The following is a 19921-nucleotide window of genomic DNA, read 5'->3' as shown; positions in this document are numbered from 1 at the left end:
CATGGCGAAGACCGGTGACCGGGCCCGCACCACGGCCGCCCCTGCGCTCAGCTCACTGGACTTCGCCCTGGACCGGGGCAGTCCCGTGCCGCTCTACCACCAGCTCGCGCAGCAGCTGGAGGCGGCGATCGGGCACGGGGTCCTCGCCCCGGGGAACCTCCTGGGCAACGAGGTGGACCTGTCCGTGCGCCTCGGGCTGTCCCGCCCCACCGTCCGCCAGGCCATCCAGTCCCTCGTCGACAAGGGGCTGCTGGTCCGGCGGCGCGGGGTGGGCACGCAGGTGGTGCACAGCCAAGTCAGACGCCCACTGGAACTGAGCAGCCTCTACGACGACCTGGAGACGGCCGGGCAGGGGCCGACCACCGAGGTCGTGCGCAACGAGGTCGTCCCGGCCGCCTGCGACGTTGCCGCCGCCCTGGGGGTGCCGGAGGGCAGCGAGGTGACCGTCCTGGACCGGCTGCGCCGCACGCACGGCCGGCCGGTGGCGCTGCTGTGCAACTACCTGCCGGTGCCCCTGCTCGACCTCGACAGCGCCCGCCTGGAGTCGACCGGCCTGTACCGCATGATGCGCTCGGCGGGCATCACGCTGCACAGCGCCCGCCAGACGGTCGGCGCCCGCGCGGCCACCGCCCGGGAGGCGTCCCGCCTGGACGAGGAGGAGGGAGCGGCGCTGCTCACCATGCAGCGCACGGCGTACGACGACACGGGGCGCCCGGTCGAGTACGGAACGCACATCTACCGGGCCTCGCTCTACACGTTCGACTTCCAGTTGCTGGTGCGGCCGTAAGCGGTGGCCCCTCTCCTCGGCAGCTTCACGAGCGGCTCCGCCTCCGCAGCATCCGGCTGAACGGGGTGTCCGGGCGTTCCAGGCGCTCGCCGTCCAGCGTGATGTCGACGACCTCGTTGAAGAAGGCCACGCGCCCCTGGATCACCGCCACCGCGGGCAGCGGCTCGGGATAGGTCCACACGAGGTTGGGCGGCACATCGGCCCCGCCGCGCCAGGACCAGTACGAGGCGGTGCCCTTGTAGGGGCATCCGGTGTGGTGGTCGGTGGCGTCGAACAGGTCGAGGCGGACGTCCTCGCGGGGCAGGTAGTAGCGGGTGGGCAGCGAGGTCTCGAAGAGCAGGACGGGGTCGTGGCTGTCCGCGACGACCTGCCCGTCGATCTCCACCCGCACGTGCCGGCTGCTGGGCAGCGCGTCGACGCGCTTGTGCGGGTCACGGGGGTGGATGAAGATCTCCTCGTCCTCCTCGTACCAGTGGTCGAGGCCTGTGTCGGTGCGCAGGAACCACTCGAAGGCGATGTGGCCGGCCAGGTCGTCGGCGGGGAACGTCCAGGCCGCGTTCCGGCGCACCTCGCCGTCGGCGTCGAGGTCGTAGAAGATCCGGGAGCCGGTGTGGGCGCCCGTGGGCGGGTTCTCGGCCGGGCGGAGGAGGTCCGTGCGGACGTCCTCGCGGGGGAAGACGTACTGCGGGACGGGCAGTCGGGGCTCCCAGACGAGCACCGGGTGCCGGCTGTCGACGACCGTGACGTCGCCCTTGCGGCCGCGCACCCAGCGCTCGCTGGGTTCCCACAAGAGGCCTTCCGGGGTGGTCCTGATCGAGCCGGCGGCAGGGTGGGCCGGGTGGGTGGTCATGGCCGGTGCTCCTTCCGGAGGTCCGGTGTGCCGTTCCCCTCCACGGTCCCACGGTGTCAGTGCGCCGCGTCCAGCCGGGCGCGCTGCTCCGGGGTCAGCTCCAGGTCCACCGCTGCCAGGTTCTCCTCCAGCTGTGCGACGGAGGAGACCCCGGCCAGCGGCAGGACGGGCAGTTCACCGCCGATCTGCCAGGCGAGCACGACCTGGTTGAGGGTCGCGCCCGTCTCCCGGGCCACGTCGCGCAGTGCGGCCAGCCGGGCCGGGGTGCCGGGGTGGTCGAAGTCGGCGGGCAGGCGCTCCGGGCGGGTGTAGGCCCCCCTCAGCAGCGGGGAGTACGCCACCAGGGTCAGGCCGGGCTCGGCCCTCAGGTAACCGAGCAGGTCGGGGCCGGCGTGGCCGAGGCTGCCGTCCGGGAACAGGGCGTCTGGGACGTCGGAGCGGGGGCGCAGGTGGGTGTGCGCGTACTGGAGGACCTCGTAGCCGGGCAGTCCGGCCGCAGCGGCCAGGGCCCGGGCCCGCTCCACACGCCAGACGGCGTGGTTGCTCACGCCGAGCAGTCCGGCGGTGCCGTCGGCGACCAGGGCGGCGAAGGCCTCGACGGTCTCCTGGAGCGGGACGGTGTGGTCCTCTATGTGCGCGTACAACAGGTCCAGCTTCTCCAGGCCGAGCCGTTCCCGGCTGCGCTCGGCGGATTCGCGCACGACCTTGGCGGACAGGCCCTCGGGGTTGTCGGTGTACCCGGTGCCGGGGGCCAGGGGGCGGGCGCCGAGCTTGGTCGCGACGACGATCTCGTCGCCGATGCCGCGGCTGCGCCGCCAGCGGCCGAGGAGTTCCTCGCTCTGGCCGCCCTGGCCGCCGTCGGTCCAGAACGCGTAGTTGTCGGACGTGTCGATGAAGTTCCCGCCGGCTTCGACGTAACGGTCGAGCACGGCGAAGGACGTCGCTTCGTCCGTCACCGAGCCGAACAGCATCGCGCCGAGCGCGAGGACACTCACCTCGCGGCGGGTCGTGGGGTTCGTGCCGATCGTGCGGTACTTCATGGGCGTCTCCCTCCGGCGGGCCCCGGGTCCGGGGCACGCAGGGGAGTCTTCAGCTTGGAGTGCTCTTGAGGTCAAGGGCGTACGCACAGGCGCATCGTGTACGCACGACGAAAGGGTCCCGCAGGCATCGGCCTGCGGGACCCTTCACACCGTCGGGACGACAGGATTTGAACCTGCGACCCCTTGACCCCCAGTCAAGTGCGCTACCAAGCTGCGCCACGTCCCGGTGCGCGCCACCCGCGGTGAGCCGCGTGATCGCGCGAACAGCACTTTACCCCACACCCCTGGCCGCGCCGAAAGCGGGCCGGGCGGGACAATCGGCGTATGGGCAGCACAGGAGAGACCTCCCCGGACCGGCCGGGGGACGCACGGGACCGCGACAGCGAGGGGCGGGCGCGCAACGCCCGGCCCCGGGACGGCCTCGGGCGGCCCCTGCCGTACGGCGCGGACGGTGTGCCCCGGCAGCCCGAGGGCGTCGTCCGCACCCCGGAGGAGACCGTCGTGGAAGCGCAGCGGCTGCTGGACGAGGGCAAGCCGTTCCATGCGCACGAGGTGTTCGAGGACGCGTGGAAGTCGGGGCCCGGCGAGGAGCGCGAGCTGTGGCGGGGGCTCGCCCAGCTCGCCGTGGGGCTCACGCACACCGCCCGGGGGAATCTGACGGGCGGGGCCCGGCTGCTGCGGCGCGGTGCAGGGGCGGCCGAGGCGTGGGTGTCCGCGGCCGGGCAGGACCGGCCGCACGGGATCGACGTCGTGGGTGTGGCCGCGTGGGCGCGGGAGCTGGCCGGGGACGTGGAACGAACCGGCCGGCCGGTCGACGCTGGGGCGCGGGCGCCTCGGCTGCGGGGTCCGGCGGCCGGGCGCTGAGCTGCGGCGACGGACGCTCGTCTCGCCAACTCCCTGGGGGCGGGACGCCGACCTCGGTGTAACCGTCCGGATCCGGGTGCGGCAGACTCGGGCCGTGCGAAAGATTCATGTCATCGGTATCGGCGCGGGCGACCCCGACCAGCTCACCCTCCAGGCGGTCAGGGCGCTGCGAAGCACGGACGTGTTCTTCATCCTGGAGAAGGGCGAGGTGAAGGCGGATCTCACCGCGCTGCGCCGGGACATGCTCGACGCGCACGTACCCGAGGGGACGTACCGCGTCGTCGAGGCGCGCGACCCCGAGCGGGACCGGAGCGCCGGCGGCGCGGCCTACTCCCCCGCCGTCGGGGACTGGCGCAGCGCCCGCGCCGACATCTACGAGCGGCTGATCACCGAGGAACTCGGCGAGGAGCAGACCGGCGCGTTCCTGGTGTGGGGCGACCCGTCGCTGTACGACAGCACGCTGGGGATCCTGGAGGAGGTGCTGGAGCGGGGCGCCGTGGCGTTCGACTACGACGTCGTGCCCGGCATCAGCAGCGTCTCGGCGCTCGTCGCCCGGCACCGCACGGGCCTCAACCGGGTGGCCCGGCCGGTGCAGATCACCACCGGCCGGCGGCTGGCGGAGGGCTTCCCGGAGGGCGTGGACGACGTGGTGGTGATGCTGGACGCCCACCAGACGTTCCGGCAGTACGCGCAGGAGGACGTCGACATCTACTGGGGCGCCTACATCGGCACCCCGGACGAGATCCTCGCCTCCGGCCCGATCGCCGAGGCGGCCCCCCGCATCGAGCGGCTGCGGGCCGAGGCCCGGGACCGCAAGGGCTGGATCATGGACACGTACCTGCTGCGCCGCAACCCCCGCGACTGAGGGGACTGGCGGGCACATCACCGGGCGCTCAGTCCGGAGAAGTCCCTCACGGCCGGCTCGGTGTGAGCGTCCTACCCGAGGCCCAGCCGCTCCAGCACACCCTCCACATCGGGAACGGCCGTCACACCGTCGGGCAGCGGCGGCCGCCGTACGACCACGACCGGCAGTCCGAGGTCCCGGGCCGCGGTCAGTTTGGCCGCCGTCGCCGCTCCCCCGCTGTCCTTGGTGACGAGAACGTCGATGCGGTGCTCGCGGAGCAGGGCCGTCTCGCCGGGGACGGTGAACGGGCCGCGGGCGAGCAGCACATGGGTGTCGGGCGGCATCGGCGGCCCGGGGGGGTCCACCGACCGCACGACGAAGTGGAGCCGCGTCAGGTGGGCGAAGGAGGCCAGGCCGAGACGCCCGGTGGTGAGGAGCACCCGGCGGCCGAGTCCCGGAAGCAGGCCGGCTGCCGCGTCCAGTGAGGGGACCGGGTGCCAGTGGTCCCCGGGGCCGGGCCGCCACCCCGGGCGGCGGAGCACCACCGCGGGTACGCCGGTCTCGGCCGCGGCGCGGGCCGCGTTGGCCGTGATCGACTCGGCGAAGGGGTGGGTGGCGTCGACGAGCGCGTCCACGCCCTGCTCCCGCAGCCACCCGGCCAGTCCCCGGGCCCCGCCGAAGCCCCCGAGGCGTACGTCCCCGTCGAGCGCCCCGGGCCTCGCCGTACGCCCCGCGAGGGACGTCGTGACGCGCACACCGGGGCGCTCGGCCAGCGAGGCGGCCAGGGCACGTGCCTCGGCGGTGCCGCCGAGGACCAGGACGTGAGGAGACACGACGTCGAGCGTACGAGGTGTCCCACGGCGGGCATCACGACGGGGGCGGACCGGGCAGGTGCCCGCACTCGACCGGCGCGTCCGGCTCCCCCTGGCTATCGTCCTGGCATGGAGTCCGTGCGTGCCGTGCTCATCGACGTCGACGGGGTGCTCACCGTCTCGTGGCGGCCGTTGCCCGGGGCCGTCGAGGCGTTGCGGGAGGTCAGGGAAGCCGGGTTCGGCGTTCTGCTGGTCACCAATACCACCTCCCGCACCCGGGCGTCGATCGCCGGGACGCTGGCGGAGGCGGGGTTCCCGGTGTCCGCCGAGGACATCCTGACCGCGCCCGCCGCCACCGCCGCGTACCTCGCCGAGCACTGTCCCGGTGCCCGGTGCGCCCTGCTGAACAGCGGCGACATCGCAGAGGACCTCGACGGTGTCACGGTCGTCGAGGCGGGTGACACCACAACCGTGCCGGAGGTCGTCCTGGTCGGCGGGGCCGGTCCCGAGTTCGGGTACGCGGAGCTCGACCGGGCCTTCGGGCATCTGCAGCGCGGGGCCCGGCTGGTGGCGATGCACCGCAACCTGTACTGGCGTACGGATGAGGGGCTGCGGCTGGACTCCGGGGCGTTCCTGGCCGGGCTGGAGCGGGCCGCGCGGGTGGAGGCCGAGATCACCGGCAAGCCGTCGCGGGCGTTCTTCGCGGCGGCACTCGCCCGGCTGGGCGTCGGCGCGCAGGAGGCGGTGATGGTGGGGGACGACGTCGAGTCCGACGTGCTGGCGGCGCAGCGGGCCGGGGTGACCGGGGTGCTGGTGCGGACCGGGAAGTTCCAGCCGGAGACGCTGCGGGACGCCGACGGCACGCCCGACCACGTGATCGACTCCTTCGCGGACCTTCCGGCGCTGCTGCGGGGGTCAGCGCAGCAGTAGTTGCAGGCCGCCCACGACGGTCGCCGCGATGACGAGCTGCTCGAACAGCCGCTGGTTGATCCGGTGCACGGCCCACTTGCCGAACAGCGCGCCGGGCACCACGAACGCCACGAGCGCCAGGTCCAGGAGCAGCGAGCGGCCGTCGATGAGGCCGAGGCCCGCGCTGAAGGGCAGCTTGGAGACGTTGACGATGAGGAAGAAGAAGGCCGAGGTGCCGAGGAAGCCGAGCTTGCGGAAGCCCGCGGAGAGCAGGTACATCGACATCACGGGGCCGCCCGCGTTGGCGACCATGGTGGTGAAGCCGCCGAGGACGCCGTAGGAACGGGCCTTGATGCGGCCCGACCGGGTGGTGACGGAGTCCGGCTCCTCCTCCTGGTCGGCCGTACGCCGGCGCCACACCGTCACGGCCGCCATCAGCAGCAGGATGGCCCCGATCGAGGTCCGTACGATCGCGTCGTCCGCCCAGAGCAGGAACACCGTGCCGACGACGACGCCCGCGGCGACCGCCGGGAACAGCCGCCACAGTGTGGGCCAGTGTGCGTGCCGCCGGTAGGTGGCGACGGCCAGGAGGTCCCCGGCGATCAGGATGGGCAGCAGCACGCCGGTGGAGGCACGGGCGGGCAGCACGGCGGCGAAAATGGCGAGGCTGACCGTGTTGGCCCCGCTCACGGCGGTCTTCGAGAAGCCGACGAGCAGGGCCGCGAAGGCGAGGGCGGCGAACTCCCAGCCGGTGATGTGCCAGAGCGTCATGGTGTTCATGCGAACACTGATGCTATGTGCAACGAACAGGTGCCCGTAAGCGCTGTCTCGCCTGCTGGGCCGGGGGCCGGGCTTCGCTAGGGCCGTTCGACGAGGACCGCGCTCCCCTGCCCCACTCCGACGCACATCGTGGCGAGCCCGCGCCCCGCCCCCGTTCGCCGCATCCGGTGGAGCAGCGTCGTCAGGATGCGGGCGCCGGAGCAGCCGAGGGGGTGGCCCAGCGCGATGGCGCCGCCGCTGGGGTTGACCAGGTCGGGGTCGATGCCGAGCTGGTCCACGCAGGCCAGGTCCTGGGCGGCGAAGGCCTCGTTGAACTCGGCCTCCTCCAGGTCGCCGACGCTCCACCCGGCGCGGGTCAGCACCTTGCGGGTGGCGGGGACGGGGCCGATGCCCATGACGTCGGGGTGGACACCGGCCGAGCCGCCCGCGACATAGCGGCCCAGGGACTCCAGGCCCAGGTCGTTCAGGGCCTCCTCGCTGACGAGGAGCAGGCCGGCGGCGCCGTCGTTCATCGGCGAGGCGTTGCCCGCGGTGACCGTGCCGCCGTCCCGGAAGACCGGCTTCAGCCGGGCCAGCTTCCCGGCCGAGGTGTCCTCGCGGACGCACTCGTCGGTGTCGACGACCACACCGTCGGGGCGCTCCACGGGGAGGAGCTCGTCGTCGAAGTGGCCGTTCTTGCGGGCCAGGGCGGCGCGCTGGTGGCTGCGCAGGGCGAAGTCGTCCTGGCGTTCGCGCGAGATGCCGTAGCGCGCGGCGACCTCCTCGGCGGTCTCGCCCATCAACGCGCATTAATTAGCACTGCTAGTTTCGGACTATAGCCCCTCGGCCCGCCACCTGTGAAGATTCTGCGCCTCCCAGGCTTCCCGGCAGGTCACATCGCAGGCCGGACGACCCTCGTGCGACGCGTTTGCAGCAGTGCGCCCAGGGCACCCGCGCGGTCATGGAGTGGTTGCGGAGCGCCGCCTGCGTGGACGAGGACCCCGAGCTGTTCTTTCCCGTGGGCACCGCCGGTCCCGCCCTGCGCGACGTGAGCGCCGCCAAGCGGGTCTGCGCGCGCTGCCCGGTGAGCGACCCGTGTCTGAGTTTCGCGCTGAGCAGCGGTCAGGCCTCGGGCGTCTGGGGCGGCACCGCCGAGGAGGAGCGCGACGCACTGCTCCGGACGACCAGGAACGACGCGAGAAGGAGAAGTGCCCTATGACGGCTGTGAGGAGCACACTGCCCGACGACGCCCGCAAGGTCTCCTGCGAGGCACTCCAGGACACCCTGGTGGATCTGCTCGGGCTCTCGCTGGTCGGTAAGCAGGCGCACTGGAACGTCGTCGGCCCCCGGTTCCGGTCCATCCACCTCCAGCTCGACGAGGTGGTCACGGCGGCACGGGACTTCGCCGACACCGTCGCGGAGCGGTCCGCGGCGCTGGGCGTCCCGCCGGACGGACGGCCGGAGACCATCGCCAAGGCCTTCACGCTGCCCGCCCCGAAGGAGGGCTGGGTGCGCGACGCGGACGCCGTGCAGGTGATGGTGGATGCCCTGCAGGACGCGGTCGGCCGGCTGCGCGAGCGCATCGACGCGACCGAGAAGGCGGACCCCGTCACCCAGGACCTGCTGATCGGCATCACGGCGGAGCTGGAGAAGCAGCGCTGGATGTTCGACGCCGAGAATTTCCCCCGCTGACCCGCCGGGGACGGGCACAGGACATCCGACGTACGTACGGAAGGGGCAGGCGATGACCGACGCCCTCGAACTGGACGCGCTGTGGGAGGACTTCCACCGCGTGGTGAACATGACCTCGCAGGAACTCGCGGCCTGGCTGCGGGTCCGCGACGCCGACGAGGCATCCGAGCCGCTGCCGGACCAGGCCGGCTCGGCCACCGGGCAGCACGTCCTGGCGATCCTCCAGAAGCGCCGCACTGACCTGACCGAGGACGACCTGCGCGTGATGCGGAAGGTCGTGGACACGGTCACCGGCCAGGTGGACCTGGAGAACGAGCCCGAGCCGGAGGTGACGGCCGAGGACACCCGGCGCCGGCGCCGGCTGATGACGGTCGGGCACGACCCGCTGAAGGGGTAGGCCGTGGGCCGCCGGGAGCGCGTCGTACGGGAACTCGTCGGCGCGCACGGCCGCACGTACGCCGAGGAGGCGGGCATCGCGCTGAAGGACACACCGCAGCCGCTGTACCGGCTGCTGGTGCTCTCCCATCTGCTCAGTGCCCGTATCCGCGGCTCGATCGCGCTGGCCACCGCCCGTGCCCTGCACGAGGCGGGGCTGCGCGATCCGCGCCGCATGGCCCAGGCCACCTGGCAGCAGCGGGTCGACGCCCTGGGCCGGGGCGGTTACCGGCGCTACGACGAGCGCACGGCCACCCAGCTGGGCGACGCCGCAGGGCTGGTGAGCGAGCGGTGGGGCGGCGATCTGCGGCGGCTGCGCCGGGAGGCGGACGGCGAGGTCCCCGAACTGCGCCGCCTCCTGAGGGAGTTCCCCGGCATCGGGCCCGCGGGTGCCGACATCTTCCTGCGCGAGGCGCAGGGCGTCTGGCCGGAGGCGGCCCCCTACCTGGACACCAAGGCGCTTCAGGGCGCCAAGCGGCTGGGCCTGCCACAGGACCCCGAGCGCCTCACCGAACTGGCCGGGGACACCGACCCGGCCGTGCTCGCCGCCGCGCTGGTACGGGCGGCCCTGGACAAGGAGGTCGTGCGGGACACACTCGGCCGCGTCGGCTGAGCGGCTGCACCGCGCCCCGCGCCACCGTCCCTCACCCGAGCAACCAGCCACCGTCCACGCACAGTTCCACCGCGTTCACCGACCGGTTCCGCAGCAGGAAGTCCACCGCGTCCACCACGTCGGCCATCGCGGCAAGCCGTCCCGTGGGGGTCTCGGTGCGCAGCGTGGCGAGCACCTTCTCCGGTTTGGCCTGCCAGTACGGGCTGTCGCCCACGACCCCGGGGTGCACGGTGTTGACCCGGACCGGAGCGAGTTCGACGGCCAGCGAGTTCATCAGGCCCCGCACCCCGGCGTTGACCGTCGCCACCGTCGTCGCGCCCGGGTAGGGGCGTTCCTTGGCCTGGCCGCCGAACAGCACGATGGAGCTGTCGTCGTGCAGCCGGCTCCGCAGCGTGTGCACCACCTCCGTGTAGCCGACCAGCTTCAGGGTGACCAGGCGCAGGGCGGCGTCGATGTCGTACTCGGTCACCTTGTTGTCGTCCCGGGTGACGCCCGCGATCACCAGATGGTCGACGCGCCCCAGGCCGGCCAGGGCCGCCGCGATCTCCAGCGGCCGGACCAGGTCGAGGGCGAGCCCGCGGGCGCCGACCTCCTTCGCGACCGCTTCGGCCCGCGTGGTGTCGCGGCCGGTGAGGACGACGTCGTCTCCTTGCCCGGCCCGCGTCCGGGCGAACTCCAGCCCGATCCCGGACGTGCCGCCGACGACGAGCACACTGCTCATGACTTCTCCTCCAGTGCCGCGCGCAGATAGTCCCAGTCCCGCGTGAACCGGTACGAGTGCCGTGACGGCGGTTGCGGCGCCTGTGTCTCCAGCCAGCGCAGCGTCCCCTGCCCCGCGTTGACGAATCCGTGCACGCATCCGGCGCCCGCCCAGGCCAGATCGCCGGGCTCCAGCCGGTACCGCTCGCCGTCCAGGGTGGCCTCGGCCACGCCCTCCAGGATCAGATAGGTCTCCTCGAAGGGATGGTCGTGGGTTCCGATGACCCCGTCGGACGCGTACTGCACCATGAACATGGTCGAGGCGACCGCGCCCAGATCGCCGTCGATCATCATCTTCACCGTGATCCCGCTGTAGACCAGCAGGGCGGTCCGCATGCTCGCCGTGGCGGCCAGCAGGTCCTGGGACTGCTTGCCGGGATCCATCTGGGCGGGCTCGAAGTGGCCGAAGGAGCGGGTGCGCGGGTCGCGGACGTCGACCCGGGCCGGCTCGCGCGCTGGCAGGTCCGGCACGGCCTGGGTGTCGTGTCCGTAGCGGGCGCGCGGCACCGGGGCCAGCATGTCCGCCCAGCGGCCGCCGGTGCCCCCGGCCCCGCGCCAGGCGTGCGGAACGCCGGTGGGCAGCAGGCCGTGGTCGCCCGTCTCCAGGAGGTACGAACCGTCCGGCAGGTCGAGGATCACGGCCCCGTCGAGGACGAAGAAGGTCTCCTCGTAGGAGTGCACATGGGCGGGTATCCGGCCGCCCGGGAGCAGTTCGCACAGGCCGAAGCCGGTGTGGACGCTGCCGTCGTCCTCGCCGACCAGCGCCCGGCGCCGGTGACCGTGGCCGTCGTGGGGCGGCTCGGGCAGGCCGGCGGCGTGACGCACCAGGTGATTCGTCATGCCGGCGCCTTCGTCCCCTTGGCCTCCTTCGCGGCGAGGAGCCGGTCCCGGGATTCGCCGACGAGCCGCAGGGCACGGGCGGTGTCGCCGAGGAGCCGGCCGTCGCGCTTGTGGATCACGCCGTCGACGAGGACCGTGTCCACGTTGGAGACGTCGGCGCACAGCGTCACCGCGGCCGCCGCGTCGTGCACGGGGGCGACGTTCGGGGCGGTGGCGTCGATCCCCACGATGTCGGCGCGCTTGCCCGGGGTCAGGGAGCCGGTGCGGTCCTCCAGACCGGCGACGTGGGCGCCGTTCACGGTGGCGATCTCCAACATCTGACGCGCTGTCAGCATAGTGCTGGGCACCGGCATGTTGGCCTGCCAGCAGTCCGCGTTGACGCGGGCGCGCTCGGCGCCGAAGGCCGCGCGGATCTGGGTGAACATGTCGCCGGGGACGGTGGTGACGACGTCGATGCTGAGGGACGGCCGCAGACCGTGCTCGATGGCCTGCATCACGGGCGGCCAGCCGTGCCCCATCTGGAGCTCCACCTGCGGCGCGACCGACACCGTGCCGCCGCTGTCGGCGACCATCCGCCACTCCTCCTCGCTGAGGTAGCAGCTGTGGACGTAGGTGGTGTCCGGGCCGAGCAGCCCCAGCCCGTGGAGCTGCCTGACCATGCCGAAGCGGCCGGCGAGACGCCCCATGGCCACGTGCACGGTGATCGGGAGGCCGAGCTCGCGCGCCATGGCCCACTCGGCGGTGACGACCTCGTCGACGCAGAAGCCGGGTCCGCGGGTGGCGAGGCCCATGGTGAGCAGGCCGTCGTCGGAGGCGAAGTGCGTCGACCGGATCCGCCGTACGTCGTCCGCCGGGATCACGATCCTGCTCTCGAACCAGTACTCCGCGAGGGAGGTGTTGGCGCTGCCGTACGCGTACCGCGCCCGGATGCCGGACTCCTTCAGGCCCTGGACCGCCGCGTCGGGATGCTCGGGGGTGTTGTTGATGTGCGACCAGTCGACGAGGGTGGTGATGCCGGCGTTGAGGCACTCCAGCGCGCCCGCGAGGTTGCCCGCATACACGTCCTCGGGGGTGTACAGGGGGGCGAAGGTGTCGAGGATGTCGACGAAGTAGTCGTCGAGGGTGGCGTCGGGGGCGACGCCCCGGATGGGGGCCTCCCAGGTGTGGCGGTGGGTGTCGACGAAGCCGGGGATCACGATGTGGCCGGTCATGTCGAGGACCTCGGCGTCGGCACTGATCTCGGGCTCGACGGCCGCGATCCTGCCGTCCTCCACGAGGACGTCCCCCTGGGGCAGGTCCCCGATGTCCGGGTCCATCGAGATCACGTGACCGGAGCGCAGCAGTGTCCTGGTGGTCATCGCGCTTCCTCCCATGGGGTGTTCGGTGCGGGTGTGCGGCTCAGTACGCGGCGAGCCGGCGCACCTCGGTGACGACCTTGTCGACGGTGGGGATGACCTGCTCCTCCAGCGCGTCCGCGAACGGCAGCGGGACGCACTCCCCCGCCACCCGCCGCACGGGCGCGTCCAGCAGGGCGAATCCCTCGTCGGCGACGACCGAGACGACGGTGGCGCCCCAGCCGCCCTGGTACGGGTTCTCCTCGACGGTGACGAGCCGCGACGTCTTGCCCAGCGAGGCGAGGACGGTCGCGGCGTCCAGCGGGACCAGACAGCGCAGGTCGACCACTTCGGCCTCGACGCCCTCCCCGGCCAGGACGCCGGCGGCCTCCTGGGCCAGGGGGACCGTCGAGGCCAGCGCGACGAGCGTGACGTCGGTGCCCTCGCGGACGACCGCGGCCCGGCCGAGCTCGACGACGTGACCGGGCGGGGGCGGCGGGCCCTTGGTCGCGAGCAGCCCCTTGTGCTCGAAGAAGACCACCGGGTCCGCGCTGCGGATCGCCGCCGCCAGCATGCCGATGACGTCGGCCGGTGTCGCCGGTGCCGCGATCTTCAGCCCGGGGACGGTCAGGGCCCAGTTCTCGGTGGCCTGGGAGTGCTGGGCGCCGAAGCCGAGTCCGCCGCCGTTGGCGGTGCGCACGACGAGGGGCACGGTCACCTGGCCGCCGGTCATGTAGCGGACCTTGGGGATCTCGTTGGCGAGGTAGTCCCAGCAGCAGGCCAGGAAGTCGGAGAACATGATCTCCGCGACGGGCCGCATCCCGGTCATGGCGGCGCCCATCGCCGCGCCCACGATGGCCTGTTCGGAGATGGGCGTGTCCCACACCCGGCCGGGCCCGAACTCCTCCAGCAGGCCGGTGGTCGTCTTGAACACCCCGCCGGCCGCGGCGATGTCCTCCCCGAGGCACACCACCGACGCGTCCCGCCGCATCTCCCGGGCGATGCCCTCGGCGACCGCCTCCCGGTAGGTGATCACGTCCGCCATGCGGCACCCCCGTCCGCCCACACGTCGGTCAGTGCCTCGCGCGGATCGGGCGGCGGCGCGGCCTTCGCCGCCTCCACGGCCCGCTCCACGACGGCCCGGGCCCGCTCGTCGGCCCCGGCGAGAGTCTCCTCGTCCACGCCCAGCTCGGCCAGGCGCCCCCGCGCCAGGTCCAACGGGTCGTGCTTCAGCCAGCGTTCGACCTCCTCGGCCGGGCGGTAGGCCGCAGGGTCGGCGCGGCTGTGCCCGAAGTGCCGGTAGGTCTCGGCCTCCAGCACGGCGGGCCCGTCTCCGGCCCGGGCCCGCCGCGCGAGCCGCCCCACCGCCTCCTCGACCGCCACCACGTCGTTGCCGTCGACGACCTCGCCCGGGATGCCGTGGGCCGGAGCCCGATCGGCGGCGGGGCGGGGCACGGCGGTGACGTCGGCGATCGGCGTGTACTCCATGTACAGGTTGTTCTCGCACACGAACAGCACCGGCAGCTTCCACACGGCGGCCAGGTTGAGTGACTCGTGGAAGGCGCCGATGTTGGTCGCGCCGTCGCCGAAGAAGGCGACCGCGAGCTGTTCGGTTCCGCGCAGCCGGGCCGACCAGGCCGCGCCCACCGCCATCGGGAGATGGGAGCCGACGATGGCGTACGAGCCGAGCATGCCGGTGGCCGCCTTGGTCAGGTGCATGGAGCCGCCCTTGGCCTTGCACAGCCCCGTCGCCCGGCTCATCAGCTCGGCGAGGCACTCCTCCGGTGTGGCACCCCGGGCGAGGGCGTGGTGGTGGCCACGGTAGGTGGCGAACACGTAGTCGTCCGGGCGCAGGGCGGCGCTCGCCCCCACGGCGATCGCCTCCTGCCCGGCGGCCAGGTGCGTGGTGCCCTTCACCAGGCCCCGCAGGAACAGGTCGTGGGCGGCCTTCTCGGTCCGGCGGATGACGTTCATCCGCTCGTACCGGTCGAGGAGCGCGGTGGCGTCCATCAGCGGTCCCCCGTGTTGAGGTGGGACTGCGCCTCGCGCCGGGTGTTCAGCTCGCCGCCCACCGTCCAGTACTTGCGCCCGGCCACCAGCAGTTCCTCGGCGGGGAACTTGGTGATGACCTCGCAGCCGTCGGCGGTGACGACCAGTTCCTCCTCGATCCGGGCGGCGGACCAGCCGTCGGCGGCCGGCCAGTACGTCTCCAGGGCGAACACCATGCCCTCTTCGAGGACTTCGGGGTGGTCGAGGGAGACGAGGCGGCTGAAGACCGGCTTCTCCCAGATCGACAGGCCGACGCCGTGGCCGTACTGGAGGGCGAAGGCGGCGGTCTCGTCGGCGAAGCCGAACTCCTCGGCGCGGGGCCAGACCCGGACGATGTCGGCGGTGGTCGCACCGGGCCGGACGAGCGCGATTGCCTCGTCCATGTACTCCCGGCAGCGCACGTACGCGTCCCGCTGCGCCCGCGAGGCGCTGCCCACGGCGAACGTGCGGTAGTAACAGGTGCGGTAGCCGAGGTGGCTGTGCAGGATGTCGAAGAACGCCGGGTCGCCGGGGCGGATCAACCGGTCGCTGTATACGTGCGGGTGTGGTGAACAGCGCTCGCCCGAGATCGCGTTCACGCCCTCGACGTACTCGCTGCCGAGGTCGTAGAGGACCTTGCTGACCACGCCGACGCACTCGTTCTCGCGCACGCCCGGGCGCAGGTACCCGTAGAGCTCCTCGTACGCCGCGTCGACCATGGCGCAGGCCTGGGTGAGCAGGGCGATCTCGTCGCCGGTCTTGATGCGGCGGGCCTCCAGGAAGACCTGCTGCCCGTCGACGACGTCGATGCCCTCGGCGCGCAGCGCGGCGAGGACCGGCATCTCGGCGACGTCGACGCCGAGGGGTTCGCCGGCGAGCCCGTGTTCGCGCAGTTCGGCGGCGATCTTGGCGGCCACGTCCTCGGCGATCCCGGCGTCCGGGTGGAAGGCGCCGCGCAGGGTGGAGATGCCGGCTCGGGCGCCGGTGGGCGGGCCGCCCTTGCCGTCGCTGTAGTCGAGCCACGGGTTGTACAGCTGGTGGTGGCGGGCGGCGGAGCCGAAGTCCCAGACGACCGGTTCGCCGTCGCGCACCAGCAGGGCGAAGCGGATCAGCTTGTCCATCGCCCAGGTGCCGATGTGGGTGGCCGTCATGTAGCGGATGTTGGCGAAGTCGAAGCCGAGCACCGCGCCGAGGCCGGAGCGGTTCAGGGACTCGTGCAGCCGGGCCAGCCGCTGCCCGCGCAGCCGGTCCAGGTCGATGCGCTCTTCCCAGTCGACGGCGTTGGGGCCGTATGTGCGGATCGCCACGGCGACCACCCCCACTCCGGAGTGAACGCCCGTGCGCGATGGGTGTCAAGTGTCACTGAACATCGCCGGACACGAACCAGACGCCCACCGCCGGTACCTCTCCATCGTTGCGGTAGCGGTGGGGTGTCGTCGACTCGAAGCAGACGGAATCGCCCGGCCGCAGCGTGTACTCCTCGAATCCGAGGGTGAGGACCAGCTCGCCGGAGGTGAGATGGCCGTACTCCGTGCCCGGGTGCCGCATCAGCGCCCCGGAGCCGGAGGAGGAGCCGCCGGGCCGGTACGTCACCAGCAGGAAGTCGGTTTCCGCGCCCGGCACCCGCCCGAGCCGCTCCCACACGACCCCCGAGTCCAGTTCCAGCGTCTCGCGCCCGTCCGCGCCGACCAGGGGCCCGATCCGCCGCCCCGGATCGGCGGCGAGGGCGGCCAGGGCGTGCGGCACGGTGCCGGGTGACGGCCCGGGCGAGGACGCGGCGGCGTGCTCCCGGACGTCGAAGAGGGACTCGACGGAGATGCCCAGGGCCGTCGTGATCGCGTACAGCGTGCTGACCGAAGGCTGGCTCTTGCCGGTCTCGATCTGCGACACGAGACTCGGCGACACACCGACCTCCCGGGCGAGCGCGCGCAGGCTCGTACCGCGCTCCAGGCGCGCCTGCCGGATGCGTGCGCCGAGGGGCGGCACGACGGCGGGTGACACGGGCGGCTCCTCTGCTCGGATGATGGTGCAGGGTGTGCAGCCTCATTGAACAGCGAGTGGGGGTCCCGGCACCAGGAGTCGGGCCGTCCCAAGGGCCGCACCCGAGGGAGCCGCCCCTACGTCCCGGCCGGGAACACCGCCCGCACGCGGCCCAGCGTGCAACCCGCCTCCCAGCGCCGCCACCCGTTCCGTGAGGCCGACGATGCCGAAGCCCCCGCCGTGCGCGGCCTCCGGGAACTGGGTGCCGCCGTGGCCGTCGTCCGTCACGGTGACCTCCAGGCGGCCGGCGGGCCAGGTCAGGCGGACGGTGACCTCCGTGGCGTCGGCGGCGGGGCTCGTGAAGCCCTCGACCAGGTCGGTGATGCCGGCCGGATCACCGACGGGACGGCGGTCGGCGGCCTCGGGCCCGGTGTCGCGCAGGACGCCCACGGTGCGCCGCATGGACGCCGGCGCCTCGGTCGCGGCCCGCTCGATGCCGACATCGTCGCGGGCCGCACCGCGGGGAGGTACCACGCGCTGCCCTGGGTCGGGAAGGAGCTCACGGACGTGTCCTGCCCGACCGGTCTGAAGGCCGTGGCCGGGGCGATGATCACCTGCACCGGCAAGGGCGGCGACGGGCGGGACGCCGACATCCCCGTGCGCGTCGTCCGGGCCGACAGCCACTCCGTCACCTGGACGTTCCAGCGCTGACCCCGGCCTGCCCCTCTCCCTGAGGCATGATCGACCCATGACGGCCCCCGTCCCCCCGGGCCCCGCCGGCGCCGCCCCTCGCTCCGGCGGTCCCATCCGGGTGCTCATCGCGGACGACCAGGACATGGTCCGCACCGGATTCCGCTTCTTCCTCGACGCCCAGCCGGACATCACCGTGGTCGCCGAGGCCCGTGACGGCGAGGAGGCCCTCGCGCTGGCCGGCCGTGAGCGGCCGGCCGTGTGCCTGCTGGACATCCGGATGCCGAAGCTGGACGGCCTGGAGGCGACCCGGCTGCTCGCAGGACCCGGCGTCGCCGACCCCCCGCGGGTGGTCGTGGTCACCACCTTCGATCTCGACGAGTACGTGTACGGCGCCCTGCGCGGCGGCGCCTGCGGCTTCCTGCTGAAGGACTCCGGGCCCACCCTCCTCGCCGAGGCCGTCCGGGCGGCCGCCGCGGGCGACTCGCCGGTCTCCCCGTCGGTCACGGTCCGGCTGCTCCGGCACGTCACGGCCGCGGCACCCGCTGACGGCGCGCCCCGGCCGGCTCCCCGGCCCCCGGGGCCCGCTCCAGGAACCGCTCACCGAGCGGGAACTGGACGTCATGCGGCTGGTCGCCCTCGGCCGCACCAACGCCGAGATCGTGGCGGAACTGTACGTCTCCCTGTCCACGGTCAAGACGCACCTGGCCAGCGCCCGGCTCGAGCTGGCCGCCCGGAATCGCGTCGAGATCGCGGCCTGGGCCTGGCAGAACGGCCACGCCCGGCCTGGAATGTGAGCGCCGGGCACCCCCGGCGGGGCTCACCCGAACGGTCCGGCGCCGGTGGTGGGGGCCCGGCGCCGGTGGTGCGCTGAGGGTACGCGTCCCGTTCTCAGGAGGCACTCCCGATGACCCGTCGTCCGTCGCGGCTCGTCCGCGTTCTCTCCCCCGCCCTGGCGGCCGGCACGCTGCTGTGCACCGCCGCCTGCTCGGACGACGGCGGCACGGACGGCTCGCGCGTCCGGGGCATCACCGCGTCCCAGGTCGCGGGCCCGCGGCAGACCCCCTCTCCCACCGCCACCCTCTCCACGGACGGCGCCCGGACCGCGCTGATCACCGAGGCGGACATCGAGGACGACTGGACGCAGGTGAAGGACACGGAGGCCGACAACTGGCACGACAGCCTGCTCATCGGCACCGTCGACGTCTCCGACTTCCTCACCGCCAAGGCCCAGGCGTCCGACTGCCAGCGGCTCCTCGACTCGCTGTTCGACGACGATCTGCTGGGCAGGCCGTCGGGCGCCTCCGAACTGCGCGGCTTCCAGCAGGGCGACTCCCGCCTGCTGTACCAGGTCGCCTCCTACGACCGGACCGACCCGCAGGAGTCCCTGAACTGGCTGGGCACCCTGCCGGAGAAGTGCGACCAGTTCACCGTGACCGACGGCAGCGAGAAGCGCACCGTCCAGGTCATCGAGATCTCGCTGCCCAAGGTGGGGGACGCCCGTCAGGGGCTGCGCGTGACGGTGCAGGGCTCGGCCGGCGGCGACGACGCGACGCTCACCCTGGACGTCGCCGCCGTGCGCGTGGGGGACGACGCGATCACCGTCACGGCCGGCGGACTCGACGGGGACGAGAACGACTCCGTCCAGCAGGCCGTACAGCAGGGCACCCAGCGGCTCAAGGACGTCCTGGCCGGGAAGTCCCCCGCCCCGAGCCCCAACTGAGCCGTCCGGCACGGCGATCTGCTCCCTGCGAGCCGCCGGCGCCGACCGCCGTGCCCGCTGCGCCGAATCCCGGGACAGCGTGATCATCGGAGCGGCACAATGGCGGCGACGACCGGTTCCGGTCAGGCGTGCGAGGAGAGGACGAGTCGTGAGTGATGGCCACACCCCTTCGGGAGGGTCGGCGAGACTGAACACCGGTGTGGCGCACAACGCGCGCGTATGGAACTTCTGGATCGGCGGCAAGGACAACTACGAGGTCGACCAGCGGGTCGGCGAGCACGTCGCCGGCATGTTCCCGGTCATCCGGGACATCGCCCGGGCGGACCGGGACTTCCTCGGCCGGGCCGTGTCGTTCCTCGCCGGTGAGCGCGGCGTGCGGCAGTTCCTCGACATCGGCACGGGACTGCCGACCGCGGACAACACCCACGAGATCGCCCAGCGGCTCGCGCCCGACTCCCGCGTCGTCTACGTCGACAACGACCCGATCGTGCTGGTGCACGCCCGCACCCTGCTGACCGGCACACCCGACGGCGTCACCGCCTACATCGACGCCGATGTGCACGACCCGGACGCCATCGTCGAACGGGCCGGGCACACCCTCGACTTCACGCAGCCCGTCGCCGTGATGATGCTGGGCATCCTCAACTTCGTCCTCGACGTCGACAAGGCCCGGGCCATCGTGCGCCGGGTGATGGCCGCGGTGCCCTCCGGCAGCTTCCTCGTCCTCACCCACCCCACCTTCGACGACGAGCTCGGCGGCGCGGGCCAGATGCCGGCCATGAAGTTCTGGAACGAGAACGCCACTCCCCCGATCACCGCCCGCAGCGGCGCGGACATCGCCGCGTTCTTCGAGGGTCTGGAGGTGCTCGAACCGGGCATGGTGTCGTGCGGGCAGTGGCGTGCCGAGCCCGGATCGGCCGTGCTGGTGCCGCAGTACGGCGCGGTGGCCGTGAAGCCCTGAC

Annotated in this window: 22 protein-coding genes, 1 tRNA gene and 3 pseudogenes; 12 read left to right on the top strand and 14 right to left on the bottom strand. The window is 73.0% G+C overall.

Features of this window, described 5'->3' with window-relative positions:
* Position 1 precedes the first annotated feature (1 nt).
* Complete coding sequence (locus tag OO68_RS09580; protein ID WP_033307778.1) at positions 2 to 787, top strand: GntR family transcriptional regulator; 786 nt, start codon at positions 2 to 4, stop codon at positions 785 to 787.
* A gap of 25 nt (positions 788 to 812) precedes the next feature.
* Here the strand turns inward: OO68_RS09580 and OO68_RS09575 are convergent, their stop codons facing one another.
* The 3 genes from OO68_RS09575 to OO68_RS09565 form a co-directional block, all read right to left on the bottom strand.
* Positions 813 to 1637 (bottom strand): DUF427 domain-containing protein, encoded by an 825-nt coding sequence (locus tag OO68_RS09575; RefSeq protein ID WP_033307777.1) that lies wholly within the window; start codon positions 1635 to 1637, stop codon positions 813 to 815.
* A 56-nt stretch (positions 1638 to 1693) separates the two neighbouring features.
* Positions 1694 to 2677 carry an aldo/keto reductase gene (locus tag OO68_RS09570; protein ID WP_033307776.1) on the bottom strand — a complete coding sequence of 328 codons (984 nt, stop codon included), beginning with the start codon at positions 2675 to 2677 and terminating at the stop codon, positions 1694 to 1696.
* A gap of 152 nt (positions 2678 to 2829) precedes the next feature.
* A tRNA-Pro gene (locus OO68_RS09565) sits at positions 2830 to 2903 on the bottom strand.
* A 98-nt stretch (positions 2904 to 3001) separates the two neighbouring features.
* Here OO68_RS09565 and OO68_RS09560 point away from each other — a divergent pair.
* Positions 3002 to 3541, top strand: a complete 540-nt coding sequence (locus OO68_RS09560; RefSeq protein ID WP_033307775.1) for a DUF309 domain-containing protein — start codon at positions 3002 to 3004, stop codon at positions 3539 to 3541.
* Between the two features lie 94 nt (positions 3542 to 3635).
* Complete coding sequence (cobF, locus tag OO68_RS09555; protein WP_033307774.1) at positions 3636 to 4406, top strand: precorrin-6A synthase (deacetylating); 771 nt, start codon at positions 3636 to 3638, stop codon at positions 4404 to 4406.
* A 71-nt stretch (positions 4407 to 4477) separates the two neighbouring features.
* Here the strand turns inward: cobF and OO68_RS09550 are convergent, their stop codons facing one another.
* Positions 4478 to 5218: a cobalt-precorrin-6A reductase gene (locus OO68_RS09550; protein ID WP_033307773.1), complete on the bottom strand. Its 741-nt coding sequence runs from the start codon at positions 5216 to 5218 to the stop codon at positions 4478 to 4480.
* A gap of 108 nt (positions 5219 to 5326) precedes the next feature.
* Between OO68_RS09550 and OO68_RS09545 the strand changes: the two genes are divergently transcribed.
* Positions 5327 to 6127, top strand: a complete 801-nt coding sequence (locus tag OO68_RS09545; RefSeq protein ID WP_033307772.1) for an HAD-IIA family hydrolase — start codon at positions 5327 to 5329, stop codon at positions 6125 to 6127.
* Here OO68_RS09545 and OO68_RS09540 read toward each other — a convergent pair.
* Both OO68_RS09540 and OO68_RS09535 read right to left on the bottom strand, forming a co-directional pair.
* Complete coding sequence (locus OO68_RS09540; RefSeq protein WP_033307771.1) at positions 6113 to 6886, bottom strand: sulfite exporter TauE/SafE family protein; 774 nt, start codon at positions 6884 to 6886, stop codon at positions 6113 to 6115. The two genes, OO68_RS09545 and OO68_RS09540, sit on opposite strands and share 15 nt — an antisense overlap.
* 77 nt (positions 6887 to 6963) lie before the next feature.
* Positions 6964 to 7665, bottom strand: a pseudogene (locus OO68_RS09535) (thiolase family protein); the annotation flags it as partial.
* A 161-nt stretch (positions 7666 to 7826) separates the two neighbouring features.
* Between OO68_RS09535 and OO68_RS09530 the strand changes: the two are divergent.
* The 4 genes from OO68_RS09530 to OO68_RS09515 are packed head-to-tail and all read left to right on the top strand — an operon-like array spanning position 7827 to position 9605.
* The gene (locus OO68_RS09530; protein ID WP_033308008.1) at positions 7827 to 8084 is read left to right on the top strand and encodes a WhiB family transcriptional regulator; all 258 of its coding nucleotides are present in this window, start codon (positions 7827 to 7829) and stop codon (positions 8082 to 8084) included.
* Entirely contained in the window at positions 8081 to 8557 is a 477-nt protein-coding gene (locus OO68_RS09525) for a Dps family protein (protein WP_033307769.1), read from the top strand. The genes OO68_RS09530 and OO68_RS09525 overlap by 4 nt, the downstream gene beginning before the upstream one ends.
* A 52-nt stretch (positions 8558 to 8609) precedes the next feature.
* Positions 8610 to 8954, top strand: coding sequence for a DUF3140 domain-containing protein (locus OO68_RS09520; protein WP_033307768.1), 345 nt, complete (start codon positions 8610 to 8612; stop codon positions 8952 to 8954).
* A gap of 3 nt (positions 8955 to 8957) precedes the next feature.
* A complete protein-coding gene (locus OO68_RS09515; RefSeq protein WP_033307767.1) occupies positions 8958 to 9605 on the top strand; it encodes an HhH-GDP family DNA glycosylase in 648 nt (215 codons plus the stop codon).
* Between the two features lie 31 nt (positions 9606 to 9636).
* Here the strand turns inward: OO68_RS09515 and OO68_RS09510 are convergent, their stop codons facing one another.
* The 8 genes and pseudogenes from OO68_RS09510 to OO68_RS42195 all read right to left on the bottom strand — a co-directional run.
* On the bottom strand, positions 9637 to 10326 hold the full coding sequence (locus OO68_RS09510; protein ID WP_033307766.1) for an SDR family oxidoreductase: 690 nt from the start codon (positions 10324 to 10326) through the stop codon (positions 9637 to 9639).
* Positions 10323 to 11204, bottom strand: coding sequence for a cupin domain-containing protein (locus tag OO68_RS09505; protein WP_033307765.1), 882 nt, complete (start codon positions 11202 to 11204; stop codon positions 10323 to 10325). Before OO68_RS09505 ends, OO68_RS09510 begins: the two co-directional genes overlap by 4 nt.
* The gene (locus OO68_RS09500; protein ID WP_033307764.1) at positions 11201 to 12562 is read right to left on the bottom strand and encodes an amidohydrolase family protein; all 1362 of its coding nucleotides are present in this window, start codon (positions 12560 to 12562) and stop codon (positions 11201 to 11203) included. The genes OO68_RS09505 and OO68_RS09500 overlap by 4 nt, the downstream gene beginning before the upstream one ends.
* A gap of 40 nt (positions 12563 to 12602) precedes the next feature.
* Complete coding sequence (locus OO68_RS09495; RefSeq protein WP_033307763.1) at positions 12603 to 13583, bottom strand: alpha-ketoacid dehydrogenase subunit beta; 981 nt, start codon at positions 13581 to 13583, stop codon at positions 12603 to 12605.
* Complete coding sequence (locus tag OO68_RS09490) at positions 13571 to 14548, bottom strand: thiamine pyrophosphate-dependent dehydrogenase E1 component subunit alpha (RefSeq protein ID WP_033307762.1); 978 nt, start codon at positions 14546 to 14548, stop codon at positions 13571 to 13573. Before OO68_RS09490 ends, OO68_RS09495 begins: the two co-directional genes overlap by 13 nt.
* Positions 14548 to 15873 carry a M24 family metallopeptidase gene (locus OO68_RS09485; protein ID WP_033308007.1) on the bottom strand — a complete coding sequence of 442 codons (1326 nt, stop codon included), beginning with the start codon at positions 15871 to 15873 and terminating at the stop codon, positions 14548 to 14550. Before OO68_RS09485 ends, OO68_RS09490 begins: the two co-directional genes overlap by 1 nt.
* A 52-nt stretch (positions 15874 to 15925) precedes the next feature.
* Positions 15926 to 16567, bottom strand: coding sequence for a helix-turn-helix domain-containing protein (locus OO68_RS09480; RefSeq protein WP_033307761.1), 642 nt, complete (start codon positions 16565 to 16567; stop codon positions 15926 to 15928).
* Between the two features lie 42 nt (positions 16568 to 16609).
* A pseudogene (locus OO68_RS42195) lies at positions 16610 to 17044 on the bottom strand (ATP-binding protein); the annotation flags it as partial.
* 69 nt (positions 17045 to 17113) lie between these two features.
* Between OO68_RS42195 and OO68_RS48685 the strand changes: the two are divergent.
* The 4 genes and pseudogenes from OO68_RS48685 (at position 17114) to OO68_RS09460 (ending at position 19920) form a co-directional block, all read left to right on the top strand.
* Complete coding sequence (locus tag OO68_RS48685) at positions 17114 to 17257, top strand: hypothetical protein (protein WP_403551288.1); 144 nt, start codon at positions 17114 to 17116, stop codon at positions 17255 to 17257.
* Positions 17258 to 17294: 37 nt separating this feature from the next.
* Positions 17295 to 18033, top strand: a pseudogene (locus OO68_RS42190) (response regulator).
* Between the two features lie 110 nt (positions 18034 to 18143).
* Positions 18144 to 18959 carry a hypothetical protein gene (locus tag OO68_RS09465; RefSeq protein ID WP_033307760.1) on the top strand — a complete coding sequence of 272 codons (816 nt, stop codon included), beginning with the start codon at positions 18144 to 18146 and terminating at the stop codon, positions 18957 to 18959.
* A 148-nt stretch (positions 18960 to 19107) separates the two neighbouring features.
* Positions 19108 to 19920 (top strand): SAM-dependent methyltransferase, encoded by an 813-nt coding sequence (locus OO68_RS09460; RefSeq protein ID WP_033307759.1) that lies wholly within the window; start codon positions 19108 to 19110, stop codon positions 19918 to 19920.
* The last annotated feature ends 1 nt before the right edge of the window (position 19921 follow it).

The organism is Streptomyces iakyrus (assembly GCF_000717055.1).
Classification (GTDB): Bacteria; Actinomycetota; Actinomycetes; order Streptomycetales; family Streptomycetaceae; genus Streptomyces; species Streptomyces iakyrus.
The sequence above is the reverse complement of the archived record's forward strand: the minus strand, read 5'-3'. Positions and strand labels throughout refer to the sequence as shown.